At 40.0% G+C, this 19,595-nt stretch carries 32 protein-coding genes; 2 read left to right on the top strand and 30 right to left on the bottom strand.

Annotation, left to right across the window (positions count from 1 at the left end; genetic code table 11):
• Positions 1-20: 20 nt before the first annotated feature.
• Complete coding sequence (locus F7984_RS00860; protein WP_066102874.1) at positions 21-263, bottom strand: hypothetical protein; 243 nt, start codon at positions 261-263, stop codon at positions 21-23.
• A gap of 144 nt (positions 264-407) precedes the next feature.
• Here F7984_RS00860 and F7984_RS00855 point away from each other — a divergent pair, with 144 nt between their 5' ends.
• Entirely contained in the window at positions 408-1,220 is an 813-nt protein-coding gene (locus tag F7984_RS00855; protein ID WP_140462325.1) for a polysaccharide deacetylase family protein, read from the top strand.
• 15 nt (positions 1,221-1,235) lie between these two features.
• On the opposite strand, the gene F7984_RS00850 is transcribed toward F7984_RS00855, so the two are convergent.
• A complete protein-coding gene (locus tag F7984_RS00850) occupies positions 1,236-1,877 on the bottom strand; it encodes a KinB-signaling pathway activation protein (RefSeq protein WP_066102880.1) in 642 nt (213 codons plus the stop codon).
• A 139-nt stretch (positions 1,878-2,016) separates the two neighbouring features.
• On the opposite strand from F7984_RS00850, the gene gerD reads away from it, so the two are divergent.
• Entirely contained in the window at positions 2,017-2,607 is a 591-nt protein-coding gene (gene gerD / locus F7984_RS00845) for a spore germination lipoprotein GerD (RefSeq protein WP_140462326.1), read from the top strand.
• A gap of 35 nt (positions 2,608-2,642) precedes the next feature.
• On the opposite strand, the gene F7984_RS00840 is transcribed toward gerD, so the two are convergent.
• The 28 genes from F7984_RS00840 to rplX form a co-directional block, all read right to left on the bottom strand.
• A complete protein-coding gene (locus F7984_RS00840) occupies positions 2,643-3,692 on the bottom strand; it encodes an Mrp/NBP35 family ATP-binding protein (protein ID WP_066102886.1) in 1,050 nt (349 codons plus the stop codon).
• Positions 3,693-3,778: 86 nt separating this feature from the next.
• Positions 3,779-4,495, bottom strand: a complete 717-nt coding sequence (gene cwlD, locus F7984_RS00835) for an N-acetylmuramoyl-L-alanine amidase CwlD (RefSeq protein ID WP_140462327.1) — start codon at positions 4,493-4,495, stop codon at positions 3,779-3,781.
• Between the two features lie 76 nt (positions 4,496-4,571).
• A complete protein-coding gene (locus F7984_RS00830) occupies positions 4,572-5,012 on the bottom strand; it encodes a DUF2521 family protein (protein WP_066102892.1) in 441 nt (146 codons plus the stop codon).
• Between the two features lie 475 nt (positions 5,013-5,487).
• Positions 5,488-5,880, bottom strand: coding sequence for a 30S ribosomal protein S9 (gene rpsI / locus F7984_RS00825; RefSeq protein ID WP_066102893.1), 393 nt, complete (start codon positions 5,878-5,880; stop codon positions 5,488-5,490).
• Positions 5,881-5,900: 20 nt separating this feature from the next.
• Entirely contained in the window at positions 5,901-6,338 is a 438-nt protein-coding gene (gene rplM / locus F7984_RS00820) for a 50S ribosomal protein L13 (protein ID WP_066102895.1), read from the bottom strand.
• 186 nt (positions 6,339-6,524) lie between these two features.
• Complete coding sequence (gene truA / locus F7984_RS00815) at positions 6,525-7,265, bottom strand: tRNA pseudouridine(38-40) synthase TruA (RefSeq protein ID WP_140462328.1); 741 nt, start codon at positions 7,263-7,265, stop codon at positions 6,525-6,527.
• Between the two features lie 16 nt (positions 7,266-7,281).
• Entirely contained in the window at positions 7,282-8,079 is a 798-nt protein-coding gene (locus tag F7984_RS00810; protein WP_140462329.1) for an energy-coupling factor transporter transmembrane component T family protein, read from the bottom strand.
• Positions 8,076-8,942: an energy-coupling factor ABC transporter ATP-binding protein gene (locus F7984_RS00805; protein ID WP_066102904.1), complete on the bottom strand. Its 867-nt coding sequence runs from the start codon at positions 8,940-8,942 to the stop codon at positions 8,076-8,078. Before F7984_RS00805 ends, F7984_RS00810 begins: the two co-directional genes overlap by 4 nt.
• The gene (locus tag F7984_RS00800) at positions 8,918-9,754 is read right to left on the bottom strand and encodes an energy-coupling factor ABC transporter ATP-binding protein (RefSeq protein ID WP_066102907.1); all 837 of its coding nucleotides are present in this window, start codon (positions 9,752-9,754) and stop codon (positions 8,918-8,920) included. Before F7984_RS00800 ends, F7984_RS00805 begins: the two co-directional genes overlap by 25 nt.
• Positions 9,755-10,125: 371 nt before the next feature.
• Positions 10,126-10,488, bottom strand: coding sequence for a 50S ribosomal protein L17 (gene rplQ / locus F7984_RS00795; RefSeq protein WP_066102910.1), 363 nt, complete (start codon positions 10,486-10,488; stop codon positions 10,126-10,128).
• A gap of 48 nt (positions 10,489-10,536) precedes the next feature.
• Positions 10,537-11,481 carry a DNA-directed RNA polymerase subunit alpha gene (locus tag F7984_RS00790; RefSeq protein ID WP_066102914.1) on the bottom strand — a complete coding sequence of 315 codons (945 nt, stop codon included), beginning with the start codon at positions 11,479-11,481 and terminating at the stop codon, positions 10,537-10,539.
• A 182-nt stretch (positions 11,482-11,663) separates the two neighbouring features.
• A complete protein-coding gene (rpsK, locus tag F7984_RS00785) occupies positions 11,664-12,053 on the bottom strand; it encodes a 30S ribosomal protein S11 (protein WP_049672521.1) in 390 nt (129 codons plus the stop codon).
• A 22-nt stretch (positions 12,054-12,075) separates the two neighbouring features.
• Positions 12,076-12,441, bottom strand: a complete 366-nt coding sequence (gene rpsM, locus F7984_RS00780; protein ID WP_066102920.1) for a 30S ribosomal protein S13 — start codon at positions 12,439-12,441, stop codon at positions 12,076-12,078.
• A 22-nt stretch (positions 12,442-12,463) separates the two neighbouring features.
• A complete protein-coding gene (gene rpmJ / locus F7984_RS00775; protein WP_017473641.1) occupies positions 12,464-12,577 on the bottom strand; it encodes a 50S ribosomal protein L36 in 114 nt (37 codons plus the stop codon).
• 38 nt (positions 12,578-12,615) lie between these two features.
• Positions 12,616-12,834: a translation initiation factor IF-1 gene (gene infA, locus F7984_RS00770; protein WP_040372572.1), complete on the bottom strand. Its 219-nt coding sequence runs from the start codon at positions 12,832-12,834 to the stop codon at positions 12,616-12,618.
• Positions 12,834-13,139, bottom strand: coding sequence for a KOW domain-containing RNA-binding protein (locus F7984_RS00765; protein WP_140462330.1), 306 nt, complete (start codon positions 13,137-13,139; stop codon positions 12,834-12,836). Before F7984_RS00765 ends, infA begins: the two co-directional genes overlap by 1 nt.
• A gap of 16 nt (positions 13,140-13,155) precedes the next feature.
• Entirely contained in the window at positions 13,156-13,902 is a 747-nt protein-coding gene (map, locus tag F7984_RS00760) for a type I methionyl aminopeptidase (protein WP_066102924.1), read from the bottom strand.
• Positions 13,899-14,552, bottom strand: a complete 654-nt coding sequence (locus F7984_RS00755) for an adenylate kinase (protein ID WP_066102927.1) — start codon at positions 14,550-14,552, stop codon at positions 13,899-13,901. Before F7984_RS00755 ends, map begins: the two co-directional genes overlap by 4 nt.
• Before the next feature lie 56 nt (positions 14,553-14,608).
• On the bottom strand, positions 14,609-15,901 hold the full coding sequence (gene secY / locus F7984_RS00750) for a preprotein translocase subunit SecY (RefSeq protein ID WP_066102930.1): 1,293 nt from the start codon (positions 15,899-15,901) through the stop codon (positions 14,609-14,611).
• Positions 15,901-16,341 (bottom strand): 50S ribosomal protein L15, encoded by a 441-nt coding sequence (gene rplO, locus F7984_RS00745; protein ID WP_066102932.1) that lies wholly within the window; start codon positions 16,339-16,341, stop codon positions 15,901-15,903. Before rplO ends, secY begins: the two co-directional genes overlap by 1 nt.
• Positions 16,342-16,373: 32 nt before the next feature.
• Positions 16,374-16,556, bottom strand: a complete 183-nt coding sequence (rpmD, locus tag F7984_RS00740; protein ID WP_066102935.1) for a 50S ribosomal protein L30 — start codon at positions 16,554-16,556, stop codon at positions 16,374-16,376.
• Between the two features lie 13 nt (positions 16,557-16,569).
• Positions 16,570-17,070: a 30S ribosomal protein S5 gene (gene rpsE / locus F7984_RS00735; protein ID WP_066102939.1), complete on the bottom strand. Its 501-nt coding sequence runs from the start codon at positions 17,068-17,070 to the stop codon at positions 16,570-16,572.
• Positions 17,071-17,093: 23 nt separating this feature from the next.
• Complete coding sequence (gene rplR, locus F7984_RS00730) at positions 17,094-17,456, bottom strand: 50S ribosomal protein L18 (RefSeq protein ID WP_066102942.1); 363 nt, start codon at positions 17,454-17,456, stop codon at positions 17,094-17,096.
• A gap of 32 nt (positions 17,457-17,488) precedes the next feature.
• Complete coding sequence (gene rplF / locus F7984_RS00725) at positions 17,489-18,025, bottom strand: 50S ribosomal protein L6 (protein ID WP_066102944.1); 537 nt, start codon at positions 18,023-18,025, stop codon at positions 17,489-17,491.
• Between the two features lie 33 nt (positions 18,026-18,058).
• Positions 18,059-18,457 carry a 30S ribosomal protein S8 gene (gene rpsH, locus F7984_RS00720; protein WP_066102945.1) on the bottom strand — a complete coding sequence of 133 codons (399 nt, stop codon included), beginning with the start codon at positions 18,455-18,457 and terminating at the stop codon, positions 18,059-18,061.
• A 29-nt stretch (positions 18,458-18,486) separates the two neighbouring features.
• On the bottom strand, positions 18,487-18,672 hold the full coding sequence (gene rpsN, locus F7984_RS00715; protein WP_053591330.1) for a 30S ribosomal protein S14: 186 nt from the start codon (positions 18,670-18,672) through the stop codon (positions 18,487-18,489).
• A 24-nt stretch (positions 18,673-18,696) separates the two neighbouring features.
• Positions 18,697-19,236, bottom strand: a complete 540-nt coding sequence (gene rplE / locus F7984_RS00710; RefSeq protein ID WP_066102948.1) for a 50S ribosomal protein L5 — start codon at positions 19,234-19,236, stop codon at positions 18,697-18,699.
• A 26-nt stretch (positions 19,237-19,262) separates the two neighbouring features.
• Positions 19,263-19,574, bottom strand: coding sequence for a 50S ribosomal protein L24 (gene rplX / locus F7984_RS00705; RefSeq protein ID WP_066102951.1), 312 nt, complete (start codon positions 19,572-19,574; stop codon positions 19,263-19,265).
• Positions 19,575-19,595: the final 21 nt, after the last annotated feature.

Below are 19,595 nucleotides of genomic sequence, written 5' to 3'. Positions count from 1 at the left end.
ATCAGCATTTAAATTCCAAGTCAACACTTTTTATCAAAATTATTTTCTGTTTTTATAGGTGTATTCAAATACCTTAAATACTCGCTTTTCGGAGCAATTCTAATTAGGAGTTTTAACAAAAGCTTATATCTTTCTTCAATTGCTCTTTGAACAATTGGATGATGGATTTTTATTCTTTCATCCGTACGAATTTCATCCATTTCTCTCTTAATTAAAAACTCTAATTCCATACCTTCTTTTTCCGTCAGTAAAACCCCCAGCACGATATCCCTCCTACCTAATGATCAACAGGGATATGTTACATCATTCCTTTAAATTTTATACAAGCTATTTTTTTAACTGTAATATTTGTCCCACCCAGCAAATACATTACATTAAAAGCTGATTAATTAGATGAGGTGAATAACATGCCCTTTTTTTATGTAACAAATGCACGCAGAGGAAAGCAGCTAATATTATTACTAATTATTACATTCTTCACAGCCCTATTTTTTTATGTGGAATTCCTCGCAGTCTCACCCTCTTTCTCAATCAATGGGAAACCCAAGATTATATACAAAGGAGAAAAAGGAGTAGCTTTGACCTTTAATATCGGCTGGGGCGATGAAAAGGCTGAGGATATTCTAAAAGCTTTAAAACAGGAAAAAATTCATGCTGCCACGTTTTTCTTAGCAGGCTCTTGGGTTGAACGGCATCCCCATATTGTTAAGATGATTAAAGAACAGGGCTACGAGATTGGCCTTCTAGGATATTCCTATATCGATTACACGGAGCTTGAAGAGCCTGGCATCCAAAATGATATATCTAAAGGGCTTGAAGCCTTCCGAAAAGCTGGAATCGAAAAGCCGCTCCTATTACGGACTCCTACTGGGGATGTAGATAGACGAGTATTAAAAATTGCCGAGAAGTCGAACCTTACAATGGTTCATTGGAGTGTCAATTCTATGGATTGGAAAAACCCAGGGACAAAGATTATTGCCCAGAATGTCGCTCAGGCCAAAAAAGGGGATATCATCTTACTTCACGCTTCTGATGCCGCCATACAAACCGCTAAAGCGATCCCCCTCATTAAAGAGGAATTGACTAATAAAAATCTGAAACTACTCTCTGTCTCTGAAATGATATCCAACTCTAAATCAACCAGCCACGAAATTAGCAGGATACCCTATATGGTAAACAGTAGTCATTTAATGATTAGGGAGACTCTTCAATTAAACTAAAAAAGCCGCACTCCTTTACGAGTGTGCGGCTTTTTGCTGCGTGCGTTTCATACGTTCCTTCGCAGCTTCTTTTGATTTCTCATGGTATTTTGGCAAAATCAACAGCTGATAAGTGTTACAGATAAGCAAAGGGATTAACATGAAATACATATAACTTTCATCATTTACCCTAAGCACCGGGAACCATTCTATTACTGTTACTACAACCATAAAAAACAAGGTAGGTATAAAGGCACTTTTATTTGTTTGTTTAACTTTCAGCACACCTACTATTAACGCTACTACTAAAATTAAGATAGGGTACCATATATATGAAAAGGCACCTTCTGTTTTATTTCCAAAAAACACAAACCGTAAATAAGCTAGGTCAACTAATACAAATACAGTAAGCACCAATTGAATGGCATGCCAGACAAAAACAGATCTAAACATTTCCATTCCCAGTCTATGAACGGTTAAATACGCAAAAAAACACATCTGGCTAATAACACTGAATATTAACCCAACTCCAGCCATCCACAAAAAGCCAACTAGTAATTCAACTGGTGTCTTAAGTGAAAACTCATTCCATTTTGCAAATAAACCAACGACCCCCGCTGTAACACCACCTATCAGCAAGGTATTCATAAATAGCTTCACCCAATATCGACTGCTCATTTTTCCCCACCCTCTATGTATGTTCTACTAAATTGTACCAACCGTTGTCATGAAAATCTATTAATTCATTTAAACACGTATATTTTTTTATTCTCGATTCATATTATCAATGTAGATTTATTAGAGGAGGATTCAATAGATGACTACTATATTCAAGTGTGCTCTTGGTCTTATCTTATGCCTGTTCACTTTAACCAGCTGCAGTGAAACGAATACAGAATCAAGCGAAGAAAACTATAGTGAAACTAAAAAAATCATTGTAGATGTCTTAAAATCAGATGAAGGAAAGAAAGCAATAGAGGATATCCTTCAAGATGAATCAGTTAAAACCGAATTAATTATGAATCAGGAGGATATTTCAAATACCATTGAGACAGTATTAACTTCTGACAAAGAAAAAAAGTTCTGGGAGAATGCATTCAAGGATCCGAAGTTTGTAAAATCTCTTGCAAATGGACTGGAATCCTCTCATAAACAGATTCTTAAAGATTTAATGACTGATCCGGAATATATGACATTATTAACAAATGTCCTAAAGGATTCGGATATGAGAAAAGAATTCACAGAAATTATGCAAGGTAAGGACTATCGCAAAGAGCTTCAATCCGTCTTAACAGAGGTCATTGATAGCCCGCTCTATAAGGCAAAGATAGAAGATATCCTACTAAAAGCGGCTGATGAAAAATCTAAAGAGAATAGTTCAAACAATAAGAAAGAAAATCAAACATAAATAAAACGCCTCCATTCAACGGAGGCGTTTACTTATCATTTATTAACCATTTCAGTTACTTTCTCAGCTATATCTGTAAACATCCTTCCGGTCGGGTGATCTTCTGCGTAGATTGATGGCGCAAACTCCTCATCATTCCAATCAGGCTGTCCAAGAGGAAGTTTGCCTAATAATTCTGTATTAAGCTCTTCCGCTAGCTTTTCTCCGCCACCTTTACCGAAGACGTATTCTCTTTCGCCGGTTGTTTTACTCTCAAAGTAAGACATGTTTTCAACAACACCAATTACCTCATGCTCTGTGCGAATTGCCATAGCACCCGCTCTAGCAGCAACAAACGCAGCTGTAGGGTGCGGAGTAGTAACGATGATTTCTTTACAGGTTGGCAGCATGGAATGAACATCCAAGGCTACATCTCCAGTTCCAGGAGGAAGGTCAAGCAACAAATAATCCAAATCTCCCCACTCTACTTCCTGGAAAAAGTTATTCAGCATCTTTCCAAGCATCGGACCTCTCCATATAATTGGTGCATTATCCTCAACGAACATCCCCATAGAGATCACTTTTACACCGAAACGATCAACTGGGTATATACGTTCCTCTTTAACAGTTGGACGCTTATCAATCCCCATCATATCCGGAACACTAAAACCATAAATATCAGCATCCACCAGGCCAACCTTTTTACCAAGGCGCGCCAAAGCCACTGCCAGATTTACAGAGACTGTAGATTTGCCGACTCCCCCTTTTCCACTCGCAATTGCAATAAAGGTAGTGTCACTATCGAGTAATCCTTTTTCTTCTTTCGGCAAAGACTCACGGAATTTAGCCAAGGCATCCTCTGGCAAGTCAGCAAAACGAATGCCAACTGTATCCGCCCCAGCCTCCTTTAATGTATTTACAACCATTTGTTGGATTTGCAGCTGTTCAGCCGTACCTGTTTTAGCAATGGCAATTTTCACGCTCACATGCCGCTTTTCCTCTTTAATCTTTATCTCTATAATACCGTTTGTTTCTTTAAGGGTTTTATTTAAAAATGGATCTTTTAATTCTTCAAGTAATTCCCGTACCTTTGCTTCTGTAAGCACGAACGACACCTACCTTGTATGTATTTGTAACCGCTATTAGTATAACATATTCAATAGGTATCATTTGCTAAATTGATTCTGTATTTTCAATCTTCTTCATGTTCCTTTAAAAAATATCTAATCACTCCCGTATAGATTGAGAGTGCGATATCATCCTGATACACTTTGTTTTGTAAATTGCGTCTTTCTTCATCATTTGAAAGAAAGCCTACTTCTACCAGAACTCCCGGTTTATTCGCATGCTTGACTAAATATACACTTTCCATTGGTTTGGCATGCCTTTTCGTATTTTTTAAATTACGAATAAACTCTGCTTGGACCAATTTAGCTGCTTGCTTATTTTCAGAAAACTTAGGTGAATAAAATGTTTGGGCTCCCTTCGAATTTACCTGTGGAAAGGCATTGGCATGCACGCTAATATACAAATCCGCCTCAGAATTGTTTATAAATTTAGTTCGTGTAATTAAATCCGTCCGCTTCCTTTCCCGTATACTCCTGGAGTCAGAACCAGCAAGATCTACATCTTTTTCTCTTGTCATTAAAACAAGGGCACCTTGTTCCTGCAGGTAATCCCTTAGTCTTAACGAAATTGGCAATGTTACATTTTTCTCGATTACACCATTAAAGGTCGCCCCGCCATCTATCCCTCCATGTCCCGGGTCAATGACAATAACTTTTCCAGCCAAGGGCAGATTCCACTGCTGAAATGATACACGCTGGTTCATCCTGTATGACATCATTAAAAACAGAAGAACTGCCCCAACCACAAAACAGGTCGTGAGAACCTTCTTATGAACATTCATATCTTATCCCCTTTACCCCATAATCCACTATTACTATATCTTATGGGACAAGGAGTTTAGATAGAACAAGCTAGATCTATTTCATCCTCATTTTATAGCGATTAATTCCTTTTGCGTATCCTTCCATCCACCATGCCGTTACATATTCATCCGTCAAACCGCGCAATGTTTCTTGTATAAAGGGAGAGCCATTTTCCTCCGATTGATAAAGGTAGTAAAACAATTGCTGTGAGAGCATATCAATTTCTTTTTTTGCTCTCTCTTTTATCCGCTCTGGCGACTCTCCATACCGATTAAACTTACTATAATATCCACCTAGAAGGAATCCCTCCACTGCAATATCATAGCAATGCTCTTCAGCAGGCTCAATCGAGTATCCCGGAAAGCATTTTAACCCTTTAGCAAGATGGCGATATTGCCTCCCTAAAAGTTCAAGCGAAAAATCCTTCAGTATCTCACGCTCATATTTCAACCGCTTTTCTTTACGAAAAGCAGCAAGATTTACAACTGTATTCATTAAACCACCTCTAAATCAAAATATAATCATCAATAGAACTTAGTTAAGATATACTCTATTGTTTGATGGATGGCATAGACTCATGCCATGGGATAAATGGGAAATGTAAGGAGAAGTTATAAAATATCGTATATAAGGAGGTGTTAATCGGATCGATATGTGCTATCAGGGTCTCTTTTCGAGCCACTTTGTTTAGAATATACTCGTCTTCTTATTTAATTCTGCCAAATATCTAATGAATCCAGCCACTTTCTATTTGATCCGGCCAAACGGATTATTAATCCAGCCGAATTAGCTCATAATCCAGCCAATCCATCCCGAATATTAATCATACGTAACCGAGCTAATCTGGATCACTCCAGCCAAACCAAACTTCGCTTACACAACTAAGCCGTCTGTTGGTCAATATGTCCAAACATAACAAAAAAAGACCCCCAGACAAATGTCTGAGAGTCTTTTGAACGCAATTGCAAAATTAACGTTTTGAGAACTGAGGTGCACGACGCGCGCCTTTAAGACCGTATTTTTTACGCTCTTTCATACGTGGGTCACGAGTTAACAATCCTGCACGTTTTAGTCCTGGACGGTATTCTGGATCTACTTCAAGTAATGCACGAGCGATACCGTGACGGATAGCGCCTGCTTGACCTGTGTAGCCTCCACCTTTAACGTTTACTAAAATGTCATAGCTGTTTGTTGTTTCAGTAACAACTAGAGGTTGTCTTACTACTTCACGAAGTGCTGCGAATGGAATGTAGTCATCGATTTGACGATCATTGATAATGATGCGGCCTTCACCTGGAATCAAACGCACACGAGCAACGGAGCTCTTACGTCGACCAGTACCGTAATATTGTACTTGTGCCAATGTTATATCCTCCTTTAATATTAACCGCGAAGCTCAAGAACTTCAGGTTTTTGTGCTTGATGTGGATGCTCAGCTCCAGCATATACGTTTAATTTTTTACCCATTTGACGACCAAGAGATCCTTTTGGAAGCATACCTTTGATAGCTTGCTCCAACATTTTCTCTGGGTAGTTAGTTCTCATTTCAAGAGCAGTTCTTGTTTTCAAACCACCTGGGTGCATGGAGTGACGGTAGTAAATTTTATCAGTTAATTTCTTACCAGTCAGTTCGATTTTAGATGCATTGATAATAATCACATGGTCACCAGTGTCAACATGTGGAGTATAAGTTGGTTTGTGTTTACCTCTAAGAATTGAGGCTACTTGTGATGCTAGACGACCTAAAGTTTGACCTTCGGCATCTACAACGTACCATTTACGTTCTACATCACTAGCTTTCGCCATATACGTCGTACGCATTAATTTACCCTCCTAAAAATAGTTCATTGTTTCATTTTTTTGATAAAATTTGTGGCTCTATCTAAACACGAAATAGTTTCCGGGGCTATTCTCGTGGTTTTAACATACCAAAGGATATGATATACCGTTTTTCGGCCATTGTCAAGAAAATGTTACACCTGGATTAGTTGTCATGGAATTTAGATTTTATTTATAATCTACTTTCCATAAATATAGCCCGTGTCCTGGTGCGGTTCTCCCCGCTTTCGTGCGATCTTGGGCAGCTATGATATCCTTCATATCCTCCGGACGACGTTTACCAATTCCAACGTCCAATAAAGTACCTACCATAATCCGTACCATATTATACAGAAAGCCATCTCCAACAAAACGTATGACCAATTGTTGATCATCTTTAAGAAAATTAATTGACTTGACCGTTCTTACTTTATCCACCACTTCTGTTTTAGCGGAGCAAAAACTGGTAAAATCGTGGGTCCCGGTTAAATACTCTGTCGCTCTCTCCATCATAGCTAAATCGAGTTTATAAGGATAGTGATAGGCATAATTTCGTATAAAGGGATCTTTTACTTCAGCCAACGAAATACTATAACGGTATTCTTTACCAACCGCATTAAACCTGGCATGAAATTCAGGATCTGCCTTCTCGATATCTACGATGGCTATATCTGCAGGCAGCATAGTTCCCAGTGCTTTTTTCCATCTTTCCGCAGGCAGCTCAAGTGGAGAGTCAAAGTGAACGACTTGCCCTTTGGCATGAACACCGGCATCTGTACGCCCTGAAGCAGCCACCTTGACCTCTCTTCCCTTATGCATGGTCATTAGGACCTTTTCCAATTCCAATTGAACCGTACGCTTGTCAGGCTGAATTTGGTAGCCGGCAAAATTTGTCCCATCATAAGCTATTGTACATTTGTAACGTATCATTCCAGTACTCTCCCTATTAGTTTCTAGTGAGGATAAGAGCGATTGATAAGAGGATGAGAGAGATGATTAAGATCATGTCAGGAAATTCCCACTTAAGAGCACGATATTTGGTCCTGCCTTCTCCGCCCCTGTATCCCCTTGCTTCCATCGCTGTAGCCAGCTCCTCAGCACGTTTAAAAGAACCTACAAATAATGGAACAAGGAGCGGGACGACTGCACTCAATCTTTCCTTCAGCGGGCCCGATGAAAAATCGACGCCTCTTGAGGTTTGTGCCTTCATAATTTTATCCGTCTCTTCAATCAACGTTGGAATAAAGCGTAATGAGATAGAAATCATTAATGCAAGCTCATGAACCGGGAATTTAATTTTCCTTAAAGGGTTCAATAGATATTCCATTCCATCCGTTATCTCAATCGGCGTTGTCGTAAGCGTCAGGATAGAAGTAACTAAGATTAATAATGTAAAACGCAAGGATATAAAGATCCCCATCTTAATTCCTTCATCATAAATATCAATACCGGCGAGCGAGAAGACAACCTCTCCTCTTTTTGTGAAAAACAGTTGTATAAGCAATGTTAGAATGATTAAAAAGATTACCGGCTTTAATCCCTGTAATAGGAATAGCGGTTTAATTTTTGTTAATCCTAGCAATACTAAGGTAAAAGTAATTAAAATGGCGTACGATATCCAGTTATTAGCCAGGAATACGATGCATACATAGAAAAAGACTAATAATAATTTTGCCCTTGGGTCCATTCTGTGGACAACTGAATCAGTTGGAACATAGCGCCCCATTATAAATTTATCCATCATTGTTGTCCACCTCCCAGGAGATTTGATATCTCGCTAATCAAATCATCCAATGACAGATGCTTCTTGGAGAGGACTAAACCGCTCTTTTGTTCAAATTCCATCTGGAATCGAATGGTATCAGGCACTGCCAGTCCTAAATCCATTAACGCCTCTGGATCAGAGAATACTTCATTTGGAGAGGCTTTTTTGACAATCGTTCCTCTATGCATGATAATCAGTTCGTCTGCGTATCTTGCTGCATCTTCCATGCTATGTGTAACCAATATGGTTGTAAGAGCCTTTTCCTTATGAAGGGCATGAAACATATCCATAATTTCTTTTCGCCCTCTTGGATCCAACCCGGCTGTAGGTTCATCCAGAACAATAACTTCCGGTTCCATGGCCAGTACTCCTGCTATAGCTACTCTTCGCATTTGACCGCCGGATAAATCGAATGGAGAAGACTCCATAATCGAATCGTCCAGACCCACTAATTTGATCGCTGCATACGCACGTTTTTTGGCATCTTCCTCACTCACACCAAAATTCATGGGTCCAAAGCAGATATCTTTTAATACGGTTTCCTCAAAAAGCTGGTGTTCAGGGAACTGAAAGACAATTCCTACTTTTTGACGGATGGCTTTCAAATTCTTTTCTTTCTTATCTGCGGAGATAACTCTTTCTCCAATGGTGACTTTCCCTTTTGTTGGCTTTAACAAGGCATTTAAATGCTGTAAGAGAGTAGATTTGCCTGAGCCAGTATGACCAATTACACCTATAAAAGAATTAGTTGGAAAACGAACATTAATATCATATAAAGCGCGATGCTCAAATGGCGTCCCCAGTTGATAGGTATGCTCTACTTCTTCAAGTGATATTTGCATAGTTCATTCACCAGCCCTTCTTCGGTGATTTGATCAGAAACCTGGATACCATTTTCTCTTAATGATTTAGAAAGTTTTATAGAAAACGGGATATCAAGTCCTAATTTCACAAGTTCTTCCTCTAACTTAAATATCTCAGCCGGACTGCCTTCCGCAAATATTTTCCCCTGATTCAATACAATCATCCGGTCAGCTCGGGCAGCTTCCTCCAAGTCATGAGTGATCGATATTACTGTCAATTGTTTGTCTTCCTTCAATTCTCTAATAATGCCAAGTACTTCTGATCTACCCAAAGGATCAAGCATGGAGGTGGCTTCATCCAGAATAATAATAGATGGGCGCAAGGCGAGTACACCTGCTATTGCAACACGTTGCTTTTGTCCACCTGATAAATGGTGCGGCTCTTGATCGAGAAACTCATCCATGCGAACTTTCCTTAATGCATCCTGGACACGGTTTATCATATCCTCTCTCTCAATGCCGGCGTTTTCTAAACCAAAAGCCACATCATCCTGCACAGTTGTACCTACAAACTGATTATCAGGATTTTGAAAGACCATTCCAATATGCTGTCGGATATCCCAAACAGTGCCTTCGCTCATGACCATATCATTGACCATGATCGTTCCTTCATTAGCAAAATAGAGCCCTATTAATAGCTTGGCCAATGTTGATTTGCCGGAACCATTATGCCCAACAATAGCGAGCCATTCACCTTCCTGGACTTTAAACGATACATTATCCAGAGCTTTATTCGTCTTCGCTTCATATTGAAAGGATATATTACTAACTTCAGCCAACGGTTTACTCATAGCTTCCTCCCTGTGCTGCTCTATTCTCTGCTTAGCTCAACTATTTTTGGATATAAAAAAACGCTGCACCCCTTCCGGATTATCCCAATGGATTTCCTGAATTAAGAGCAGCATTCACTTATCTTAATGTCAGACAACGTACGTTTTGTCTGTACAAGGGGTGCGAGAGCTAGACAAACATCAATTGGATCGTCACCCAATTCATGCCTATCGTAACGCTCTATCGTTTTTTGGATTATTCAGTAAAATAAGAGTAAAGCACATGCGTAAACGCATGATGCTTTAGTTAGCTTATACCAGAATCATTGGATTAAGGTATTTAATATAGGATATGGGTGTCAGATACTCTGTCCACCCCTACCCTTACATCATTAAACTAACTCGATAATTACCATTGGTGCTGCGTCTCCACGACGTGGACCAATTTTCATGATTCTAGTGTATCCACCTTGACGCTCTTCGTAACGAGGCGCGATATCAGCAAATAATTTTTGAACTGCATCTTGCCCAGTTTCAGCGTTTGCTACTTCGTGACGGATGTATGCAGCAGCTTGACGGCGTGCATGTAAATCTCCGCGTTTACCTAAAGTAATCATTTTTTCGACTACGGAACGTAATTCTTTCGCACGAGTTTCAGTCGTTTCGATACGCTCGTTGATAATTAAATCAGTAGCCAAATCGCGAAGCATTGCTTTACGCTGTGCGCTTGTACGTCCTAACTTTCTGTATGCCATGAAAGTTTCCCTCCTTTGTTGAAATAACTGATTCTATCTATTCATTCATTAATCGTCTTTACGTAGGGAAAGACCTAGTTCTTCTAACTTAGCTTTCACTTCTTCAAGTGATTTACGGCCAAGATTACGAACTTTCATCATATCTTCTTCAGTCTTATTAGCAAGCTCTTGTACTGTATTAATACCAGCACGCTTTAAACAGTTGTAAGAACGAACAGAAAGATCAAGCTCTTCAATTGTCATTTCCAAAACTTTTTCTTTTTGGTCTTCTTCTTTTTCAACCATAATTTCAGCATTTTGAGCTTCGTCTGTTAAACCAACAAAGATATTCAGATGTTCTGTTACAATCTTCGCACCTAAAGCTATAGCTTCTTTTGGACCAGTGCTTCCATCAGTCCATACATCGATTGTAAGTTTATCATAGTTTGTCAGTTGACCTACACGAGTGTTTTCAACTTGATATGTCATCCGAGATACTGGTGTGTAAATGGAATCAATAGGGATTACACCGATTGGTTGATCATCACGTTTGTTTTGATCAGCTGGCGTGTAGCCTCTTCCTCTTCTAGCTACCAAGCGCATACGCAAGTGAGCTTTTTTAGAAAGGTGAGCTATCAGTAAATCCGGGTTTAGGATTTCCACATCGCTATCATGTGTAATATCTGCAGCCGTTACTGCCCCTTCCCCCTGAACATCAATTTCAAGAGTCTTTTCTTCATCAGAATAAATCTTTAATGCGAGTTTCTTAATATTTAGGATAATAGCAGTTACATCTTCTTCTACACCCTCAATAGTAGAGAACTCATGGAGCACACCATCTATTTGAATAGATGTAACGGCAGCACCAGGCAATGAGGATAGTAGGATACGACGTAAGGAGTTACCCAAAGTTGTTCCATATCCACGCTCAAGTGGTTCAACGATGAACTTACCATATTTTCCGTCTTCGCTGATTTGAACCGTTTCAATTTTTGGTTTTTCTATCTCGATCATTCAACAATACCCTCCTTCGTAACGTCGAAACCCCGGCTAGAAGAAGGTAGTGGTTTGCATCTAACCGAAATTCCCCAATATATACTCCCAATGTGCGCAACATATTTGTGATTTCCTTGAGAAAAGAAAAATCACTATATTACCCCATTATAGACAGGGAAATAAATTCTATTCAAACAATATTATACACGACGGCGTTTAGGCGGGCGGCAACCATTATGAGGTACTGGAGTTACGTCTTTAATTGCAGTAACTTCAAGACCAGCTGCTTGTAATGCACGAATAGCTGCTTCACGACCAGATCCTGGGCCTTTAACAGTAACTTCTAAAGTTTTCATACCATGTTCCATAGAAGTTTTAGCTGCAGTTTCTGCTGCCATTTGCGCTGCAAATGGTGTAGATTTACGGGAACCTCTGAAACCAAGTGCACCAGCACTTGACCAAGAAATAGCATTTCCGTGTGCATCAGTAATTGTAACAATTGTGTTGTTGAAAGTAGAACGAATGTGAGCAATACCTGACTCTACATTCTTTTTCACGCGGCGTTTGCGTGTGTTCGTTTTGCGTGCCATATCGACAAAACCTCCTTACTTATTATTTTTTCTTGTTAGCAACAGTTTTACGTGGGCCTTTACGAGTACGTGCGTTGTTTTTAGTGTTTTGTCCACGAACAGGAAGTCCTCTTCTGTGGCGTAATCCACGGTAGCAACCGATTTCCATTAAACGTTTGATGTTTAAGGAAACTTCACGTCGAAGGTCACCTTCTACTTTGTATCCATCGATAATATCACGGATTTTGTTCAATTCATCTTCAGTAAGATCGCGTACGCGAGTATCTTGAGAAACTCCAGCTTCTGCAAGTACTTTTTCAGCAGTTGGTCTACCAATACCGAAAATATAAGTTAAAGAAATAACAACTCGTTTTTCACGAGGAATATCTACACCTGCAATACGTGCCATTTATGTGCACCTCCTTCAAATATTACCCTTGTTTTTGCTTATGTTTTGGGTTTTCACAAATAACCATTACTTTACCGTTTCTACGGATAACTTTACATTTTTCGCAGATTGGTTTTACTGATGGTCTGACTTTCATTGTTTTCCCTCCTTATAAAATGCGGAGTGCAACCGAGATTATTTAAAACGATACGTAATTCTTCCGCGGGTCAAGTCATAAGGAGATAGCTCTACCGTCACTTTATCACCTGGCAGAATACGAATGAAATGCATTCTGATTTTGCCTGATACATGGGCAAGGACAGTATGGCCATTCTCTAATTCAACTTTAAACATAGCGTTTGGTAAAGTCTCAGTAACTGTACCCTCAACTTCAATAACATCATCTTTTGCCATTACAGTTCTTCTCCCTTCTTCTCTTGGCTTTTCATAAAATAAGTCAAAGCGAAACGGAGCTTTCCGTTCGTTACGCGACCTGTTTCCCCTAAACTGCTCTCCACTTCCTGAGACCAGTCTTCGTACAAATGAAGATGAAGTATGTTTTTACGCTTGGCAGAATCAAACTTACGCTTGTCTCCGTCAGCAATACAAACAAACTTTTCATCTATAATTTTTACAATTATGGCATATTGATCGGTATCCCTGCCTTGAGTGACCCGAACAAATTGTCCCAACCGGGGAGATCTATCCTTTTGGACCAATCAAGATCACCTACATTTAAACTAATGTTAAGATTTCATAGCCTTCTTCGGTAATCGCAATGGTATGCTCAAAATGAGCACAGTTCTTCCCATCAACTGTAACAACTGTCCAGTTGTCGGCTAATGTTTGAACATAGCGGCTTCCTGCATTCACCATTGGCTCAACACACAGCACCATTCCCGGCTTCAATCTTGGGCCTTTATTCGGCGGACCAAAGTGAGGCAATTGCGGTGCTTCATGTAAGTCTTGACCGATACCGTGTCCGACATACTCTCTTACTATAGAAAAGCCGTTTTCCTCGACATATGTTTGAATAGCATGTGAGATATTAGAGAGACGTTGGCCTGGCTTTATTTCCGAAATCCCCTTATAGAGGGATGTTTCTGTTACTTGAAGCAGTCTCCTGGTTTCATCATCAATGTCTCCAACTGGATAGGTCCATGCTGAATCGCCGTGATAGCCATTAAGTTGTGCACCAATATCAATGCTGATAATGTCGCCGTTTTTTAATGTCTTATCCCCAGGAATGCCATGTACAAGTTCGTTGTTAACGGATGTACAAACACTGCCACGAAAACCATTATACCCTTTAAAGGACGGAATTGCATTATGTTTGCGTATAAACTTTTCCGCAATAGCATCCAGTTCCTTTGTTGAAACACCGGGTTTAATGTATTTTTGCAGTTCCTGATGTGTCAGAGCAACAATACGCCCAGCTTCACGCATGATTTCAATCTCGCGTTGGGTTTTACAAATGATCATCGAGACAAGCTCCCGAGAAGCTCTTCTATATCCGCGAAGACTTTATCAATCGGTTGTTGTCCGTCAAGATTTCGTAAATATCCTTTTCCTTCATAGAAGGTAATCAGTGGCTGCGACTGTTGAATGTTTACTTCGAGACGGGTTTGCACCGTATCGATGTTATCATCAGCTCTTTGGTACAACTCTCCACCACAGCGGTCGCACACGCCTTCTTTGGCAGGAGGATTAAATACTAGGTGGTAGGTAGCTCCGCAATCTTTACAGATGCGGCGGCCTGTCAATCGTTCTAACAAGCTATCTTTATTGACTTGTATATTAATGACATAGTCTAATTGACGATCCATTTCAGCTAAAAGCTGTTCAAGTGCTTCAGCCTGAGCAACTGTGCGTGGAAATCCATCTAGCAAAAAGCCTTTTTGGCAATCATCTTTAGCTAAACGTTCACGTACGATACCGATTGTAACTGCATCCGGTACCAGTTCACCTTTATCCATATATGATTTAGCTTCTAAACCAAGTGGTGTTTCCTCTTTCATAGCTGCCCGAAACATATCTCCAGTAGAGATATGAGGGATGTTGTATTCTTCTACTATTCTTTCTGCCTGAGTACCTTTACCGGCTCCTGGCAGTCCCATTAATACAAGATTCACACTTTTTCCCCCTAAACAATAATAGGCTTGGGGAGCATAATAGTCCCCGAAACCTTTTATTTAATAAAACCTTTGTAATGTCTTTTTACAAGTTGCGATTCTAATTGCTTCATTGTATCCAAGGCTACCCCAACTATAATCAAGAGACTCGTTCCACCTATTTGGGCAGATGATGGAAGATTGCCTAGCTTGATAAATATTACAGGAAGCACTGCGATGAATGAAAGGAATAGAGCCCCAACAAAAGTCAATCGGTATAATACTCTCGTGAAGTATTCCTGAGTGGCTTTGCCTGGACGTATTCCTGGTACATATCCACCTTGCTTCTTCAGATTTTCGGACAATTGCTCCGGATTAACCTGAATAAAAGCATAGAAATAGGAGAATGCAATAATCAAAGCAACGTAAAGGATCATTCCAACGGGTTGTGTGTAATCAAATGTTTTAGTAATCCATGTTGTTACACTATTCTCACCGAAAAATGATGCAATTGTTGGCGGAGTAATAATAAAGGAAACTGCAAAGATAACCGGAATAACACCAGCAGAGTTTACTTTTAAAGGTAAATGTGTGTTGTGTCCACCGACTGGACTTTTACCTGAAACCTGCTTAGCGTATTGAATAGGTACTTTTCTGTTTGCCTGTTGAATAAATATTACACCAACAACTACAGCGATGATTGCAAGTACAATCAATACAGCAATTGCTATATTAAGGAATAATGCATCTCCAGCATCTTCGAACATGGATGCATAAACCTGGTTGAGCGTAGAAGGAATTGCCGATACGATACCCGCGAAGATAAGGATCGAAATTCCGTTTCCTACTCCCTTAGAAGTGATTTGTTCACCGAGCCACAATAGAAATGCGGTACCGGCTGTTAATACAGTAGCTATTAACAGATATGTCGTAATTCCTGGATTATCAATCAAAGCTCCATTAGCCATGTTATTAAAACCATATGACATTCCAAGTGCTTGAATAAATCCAAGAACTATGGTTCCATAGCGGGTAAACTGAGCTAATTTACGCCTTCCAACTTCACCTTGCTTTGCCCATTCTGCAAATTTAGGAACTACATCCATTTGCAATAGCTGGATGATGATCGAAGCCGTAATATATGGCATGATCCCCATTGCAAGGATAGAGAAGTTACTTAAAGCTCCTCCACCGAAGAAGTTCAAAACTCCAAATACACTTAACTCATCGTTCATTGCAAGAATGTCTGCATTCACACCGGGAACAGGTATAAAGCACCCGATGCGATAGATAACCAGCATTGCAAGAGTAAAGAGAATTTTATTCCTGATATCTTTCACTCGCATGAAATTACGCAATGTACGGAACATTAAATCACCTCAGTTTTACCGCCTGCGGCTTCAATCGCTTCTTTAGCAGCTGCAGAGAATTTGTGTGCTTTAACTGTTAATTTTTTCTCTACATTACCCTTTGCAAGAATTTTGATTCCTGCTTTTTCGCTTTTCACAACACCTGTTTCGATTAACAATTCAGGTGTTACTTCAGTACCATCTTCAAAGCGATTTAATTTTTCAAGGTTAACTGCTGCGTATTCTTTACGATGAATGTTTGTAAATCCGCGTTTAGGTAAACGTCTGAATAAAGGAGTTTGACCCCCTTCAAATCCTGGTCTTACTCCACCGCCGGAACGGGCGTTTTGACCTTTGTGTCCTTTAGTGGCAGTTTTACCATGACCTGAACCAATACCGCGGCCTACGCGTTTGCGTTCTTTACGAGAACCTTCTGCAGGTTTTAATTCATGAAGTTTCATGCTGGCACCTCCTTATATAAACGTTAGTAAGCTTAGATTTCTTTAACAGTAACAAGGTGAGATACCTTGTTAATCATACCGCGAATAGCGTCATTGTCGTTATGCACTACAGTTTGGTGCATTTTTTTAAGACCAAGAGTATTTACTGTTACGCGTTGATCTTCAGGACGACCGATTAAGCTACGCGTGAGGGTAATTTCTAATTTGTTAGCCATTTGATTTCCCTCCTTATCCTAACAGTTCCTCTACAGATTTACCGCGCAATTTTGCAACTTCTTCCGCACTTTTCATTTGTTTAATGCCATCAATAGTAGCACGTACCATATTGATAGGTGTGTTAGAGCCTAGAGATTTGGAAAGGATATCAGCGATACCTGCTAATTCAAGCACGGCACGAACTGGTCCACCAGCGATAACTCCAGTACCTTCAGAAGCTGGCTTCATTAAGATTTCACCAGATCCGAAACGTCCGATTACTTCATGAGGAATTGTAACTCCAACCATTGGTACAGTAACCAGGTTTTTCTTCGCATCCTCAACAGCTTTACGGATTGCATCTGGCACCTCTTGTGCTTTACCAGTACCGAATCCTACATGCCCATTTTTATCTCCGACAACCACTAGCGCTGTGAAACGGAAACGACGTCCGCCTTTAACAACTTTCGCTACGCGGTTGACTGTAACTACGCGTTCTTCAAGTTCTAATTTATTTGGATCAATGCGACGCATCTAATATGTCCCTCCTTTGTCTATTAGAATTGTAATCCGTTTTCACGTGCAGCATCTGCAAGTGCTTGTATACGTCCGTGATATAAGTATCCTCCACGGTCAAAAACAACTTCGGAAACACCTTTTTCTACAGCACGTTTAGCGATTACTTCGCCAACTTTTTTAGCTGCATCCACGTTACTAGTGGACTCAAGGCTAATTTCTTTATCAAGTGTTGATGCACTAGCTAAAGTAACACCATTAGCATCATCAATAAGCTGTGCATAAATGTGCTTATTGGATCGGAAAACATTTAAACGCGGACGAGACGGTGTACCCGCTAATTTAGCGCGGACACGTGCATGTCTTTTCTTACGAGTAGCGTTTTTGTTAGCCTTCGTGATCATTTACGACACTCCTTTCCTAAGCTTTAGGGCCTTTACTTACCAGTTTTACCTTCTTTACGACGAACTTGTTCGCCAGCATAACGGATACCTTTACCTTTGTAAGGTTCAGGAGGACGTACATCGCGGATGTTAGCAGCTAAAGCTCCAACGCGCTCCTTGTCAGTACCCTTGATTGTGATTTTTGTGTTAGCAGGAACTTCAATTTCAATTCCTTCTTCTGGTTCGATCTCAACTGGGTGAGAGTATCCTACATTCAATACAAGTTTCTTACCTTGTTTTTGAGCACGATAACCAACCCCGATTAACTCAAGATTTCTTTCGAAGCCTTGGGAGACACCTTCAACCATGTTAGCGATGATAGCGCGTGTAGTACCGTGCAATGAACGATGAAGTTTTTCATCAGTTGGACGGGATACATTTACGATATTATCTTCAACTTTGATTTCGATATCAGAGTGAAAAGTACGAGTCAATTCACCTTTTGGTCCTTTAACAGTTACTGTATTTCCGTTCAAAGTAACTGTAACTCCAGCTGGAATTTCTACAGGTTTTTTACCTACGCGGGACATTTCGTGCACCTCCATTCATCAGTGAAATGTTTATTACCATACGTACGCGATTACTTCTCCGCCAATTTTCTTAGCGCGTGCTTCTTTATCAGAGATAACACCTTGAGAAGTAGATACGATTGCGATTCCAAGACCGTTTAATACGCGAGGAACATCTCCTGCTTTTGCGTATACACGAAGACCTGGTTTACTGATACGTTTGATACCAGTAATTACGCGCTCGTTGTTAGCACCATATTTTAAGAAGATACGCAAGATACCTTGTTTATTATCTTCAATAAATTCTACGTCACGGATGAAACCTTCACGTTTCAAGATATCAGCTACATCCTTTTTCATTTTGGAAGCTGGAACTTCCAATTTATCGTGACGAACCATGTTCGCATTACGAATGCGAGTTAGCAAATCTGCAATTGGATCTGTCATTACCACAATGATAACCTCCTTCCCGTTTTCGGGTTTTACCAGCTAGCTTTTTTAACGCCTGGAATTTGTCCTTTATATGCTAGTTCACGGAAACAAATACGGCAAAGTTTAAATTTGCGGTATACAGAATGCGGACGGCCGCAGCGTTCGCAACGTGTGTACTCTTGTACTTTAAACTTTGGTGTACGTTGTTGTTTCACGATCATTGATTTCTTAGCCACTTTTTCGCCTCCCTTATTTAGCGATTACTTTTGGAATGGCATTCCGAATTGAGTTAGAAGCTCACGAGCTTCTTCGTCAGTATTAGCTGTCGTTACGATAACAATGTCCATGCCGCGGACTTTGTTTACTTTATCGTAGTCGATTTCAGGGAAAATCAACTGTTCCTTAACACCTAATGTGTAGTTACCACGACCGTCGAATGCTTTTTTGGAGATTCCACGGAAGTCACGTACACGTGGTAGGGAAACTGCAATCAATTTATCAAGGAACTCATACATACGCTCTCCGCGTAGAGTTACTTTACAACCGATTGCCATGCCTTCACGAAGACGGAAACCAGCGATAGATTTCTTAGCTTTAGTTACAACTGGTTTTTGACCAGTGATAGTTGCTAATTCTTCTACAGCAGTGTCCAATGCTTTCGCGTTTGAAACGGCATCGCCGACACCCATGTTCACAACGATTTTTTCAAGTTTAGGAACTTGCATTACTGAATTGTATTCAAACTTGCTCATTAGAGCAGGAGTAATTTCTTTTTGATATTTTTCCTTAAGGCGGTTCACTTGTTGTACCTCCCTTCGTTTATGACTTATTTATCTAAAGATTCACCTGATTTTTTTGCTACACGTACTTTTTTGCCGTCGACTGTTTGATAGCCTACACGAGTAGGGTTACCAGTCTTAGGATCAATAATCATAACGTTAGAAACATGAATCGCTGCTTCTTGTTCGAAAATACCACCTTGTGGGTTCGCTTGAGAAGGCTTAGCGTGTTTCTTTACAATATTTACACCTTCAACAAGAACACGATCTTTCTTAGGGAATGCTTCAAGAACTACGCCTTGTTTCCCTTTATCCTTGCCGGAGATGACTACTACTTTATCACCTTTTTTTACATGCACGAGATTCGCACCTCCTTGAAA

This window comes from Pradoshia sp. D12 (genome assembly GCF_008935075.1).
Classification (GTDB): Bacteria; Bacillota; Bacilli; order Bacillales; family Pradoshiaceae; genus Pradoshia.
This window is presented reverse-complemented; position numbering and strand designations above follow the sequence as displayed.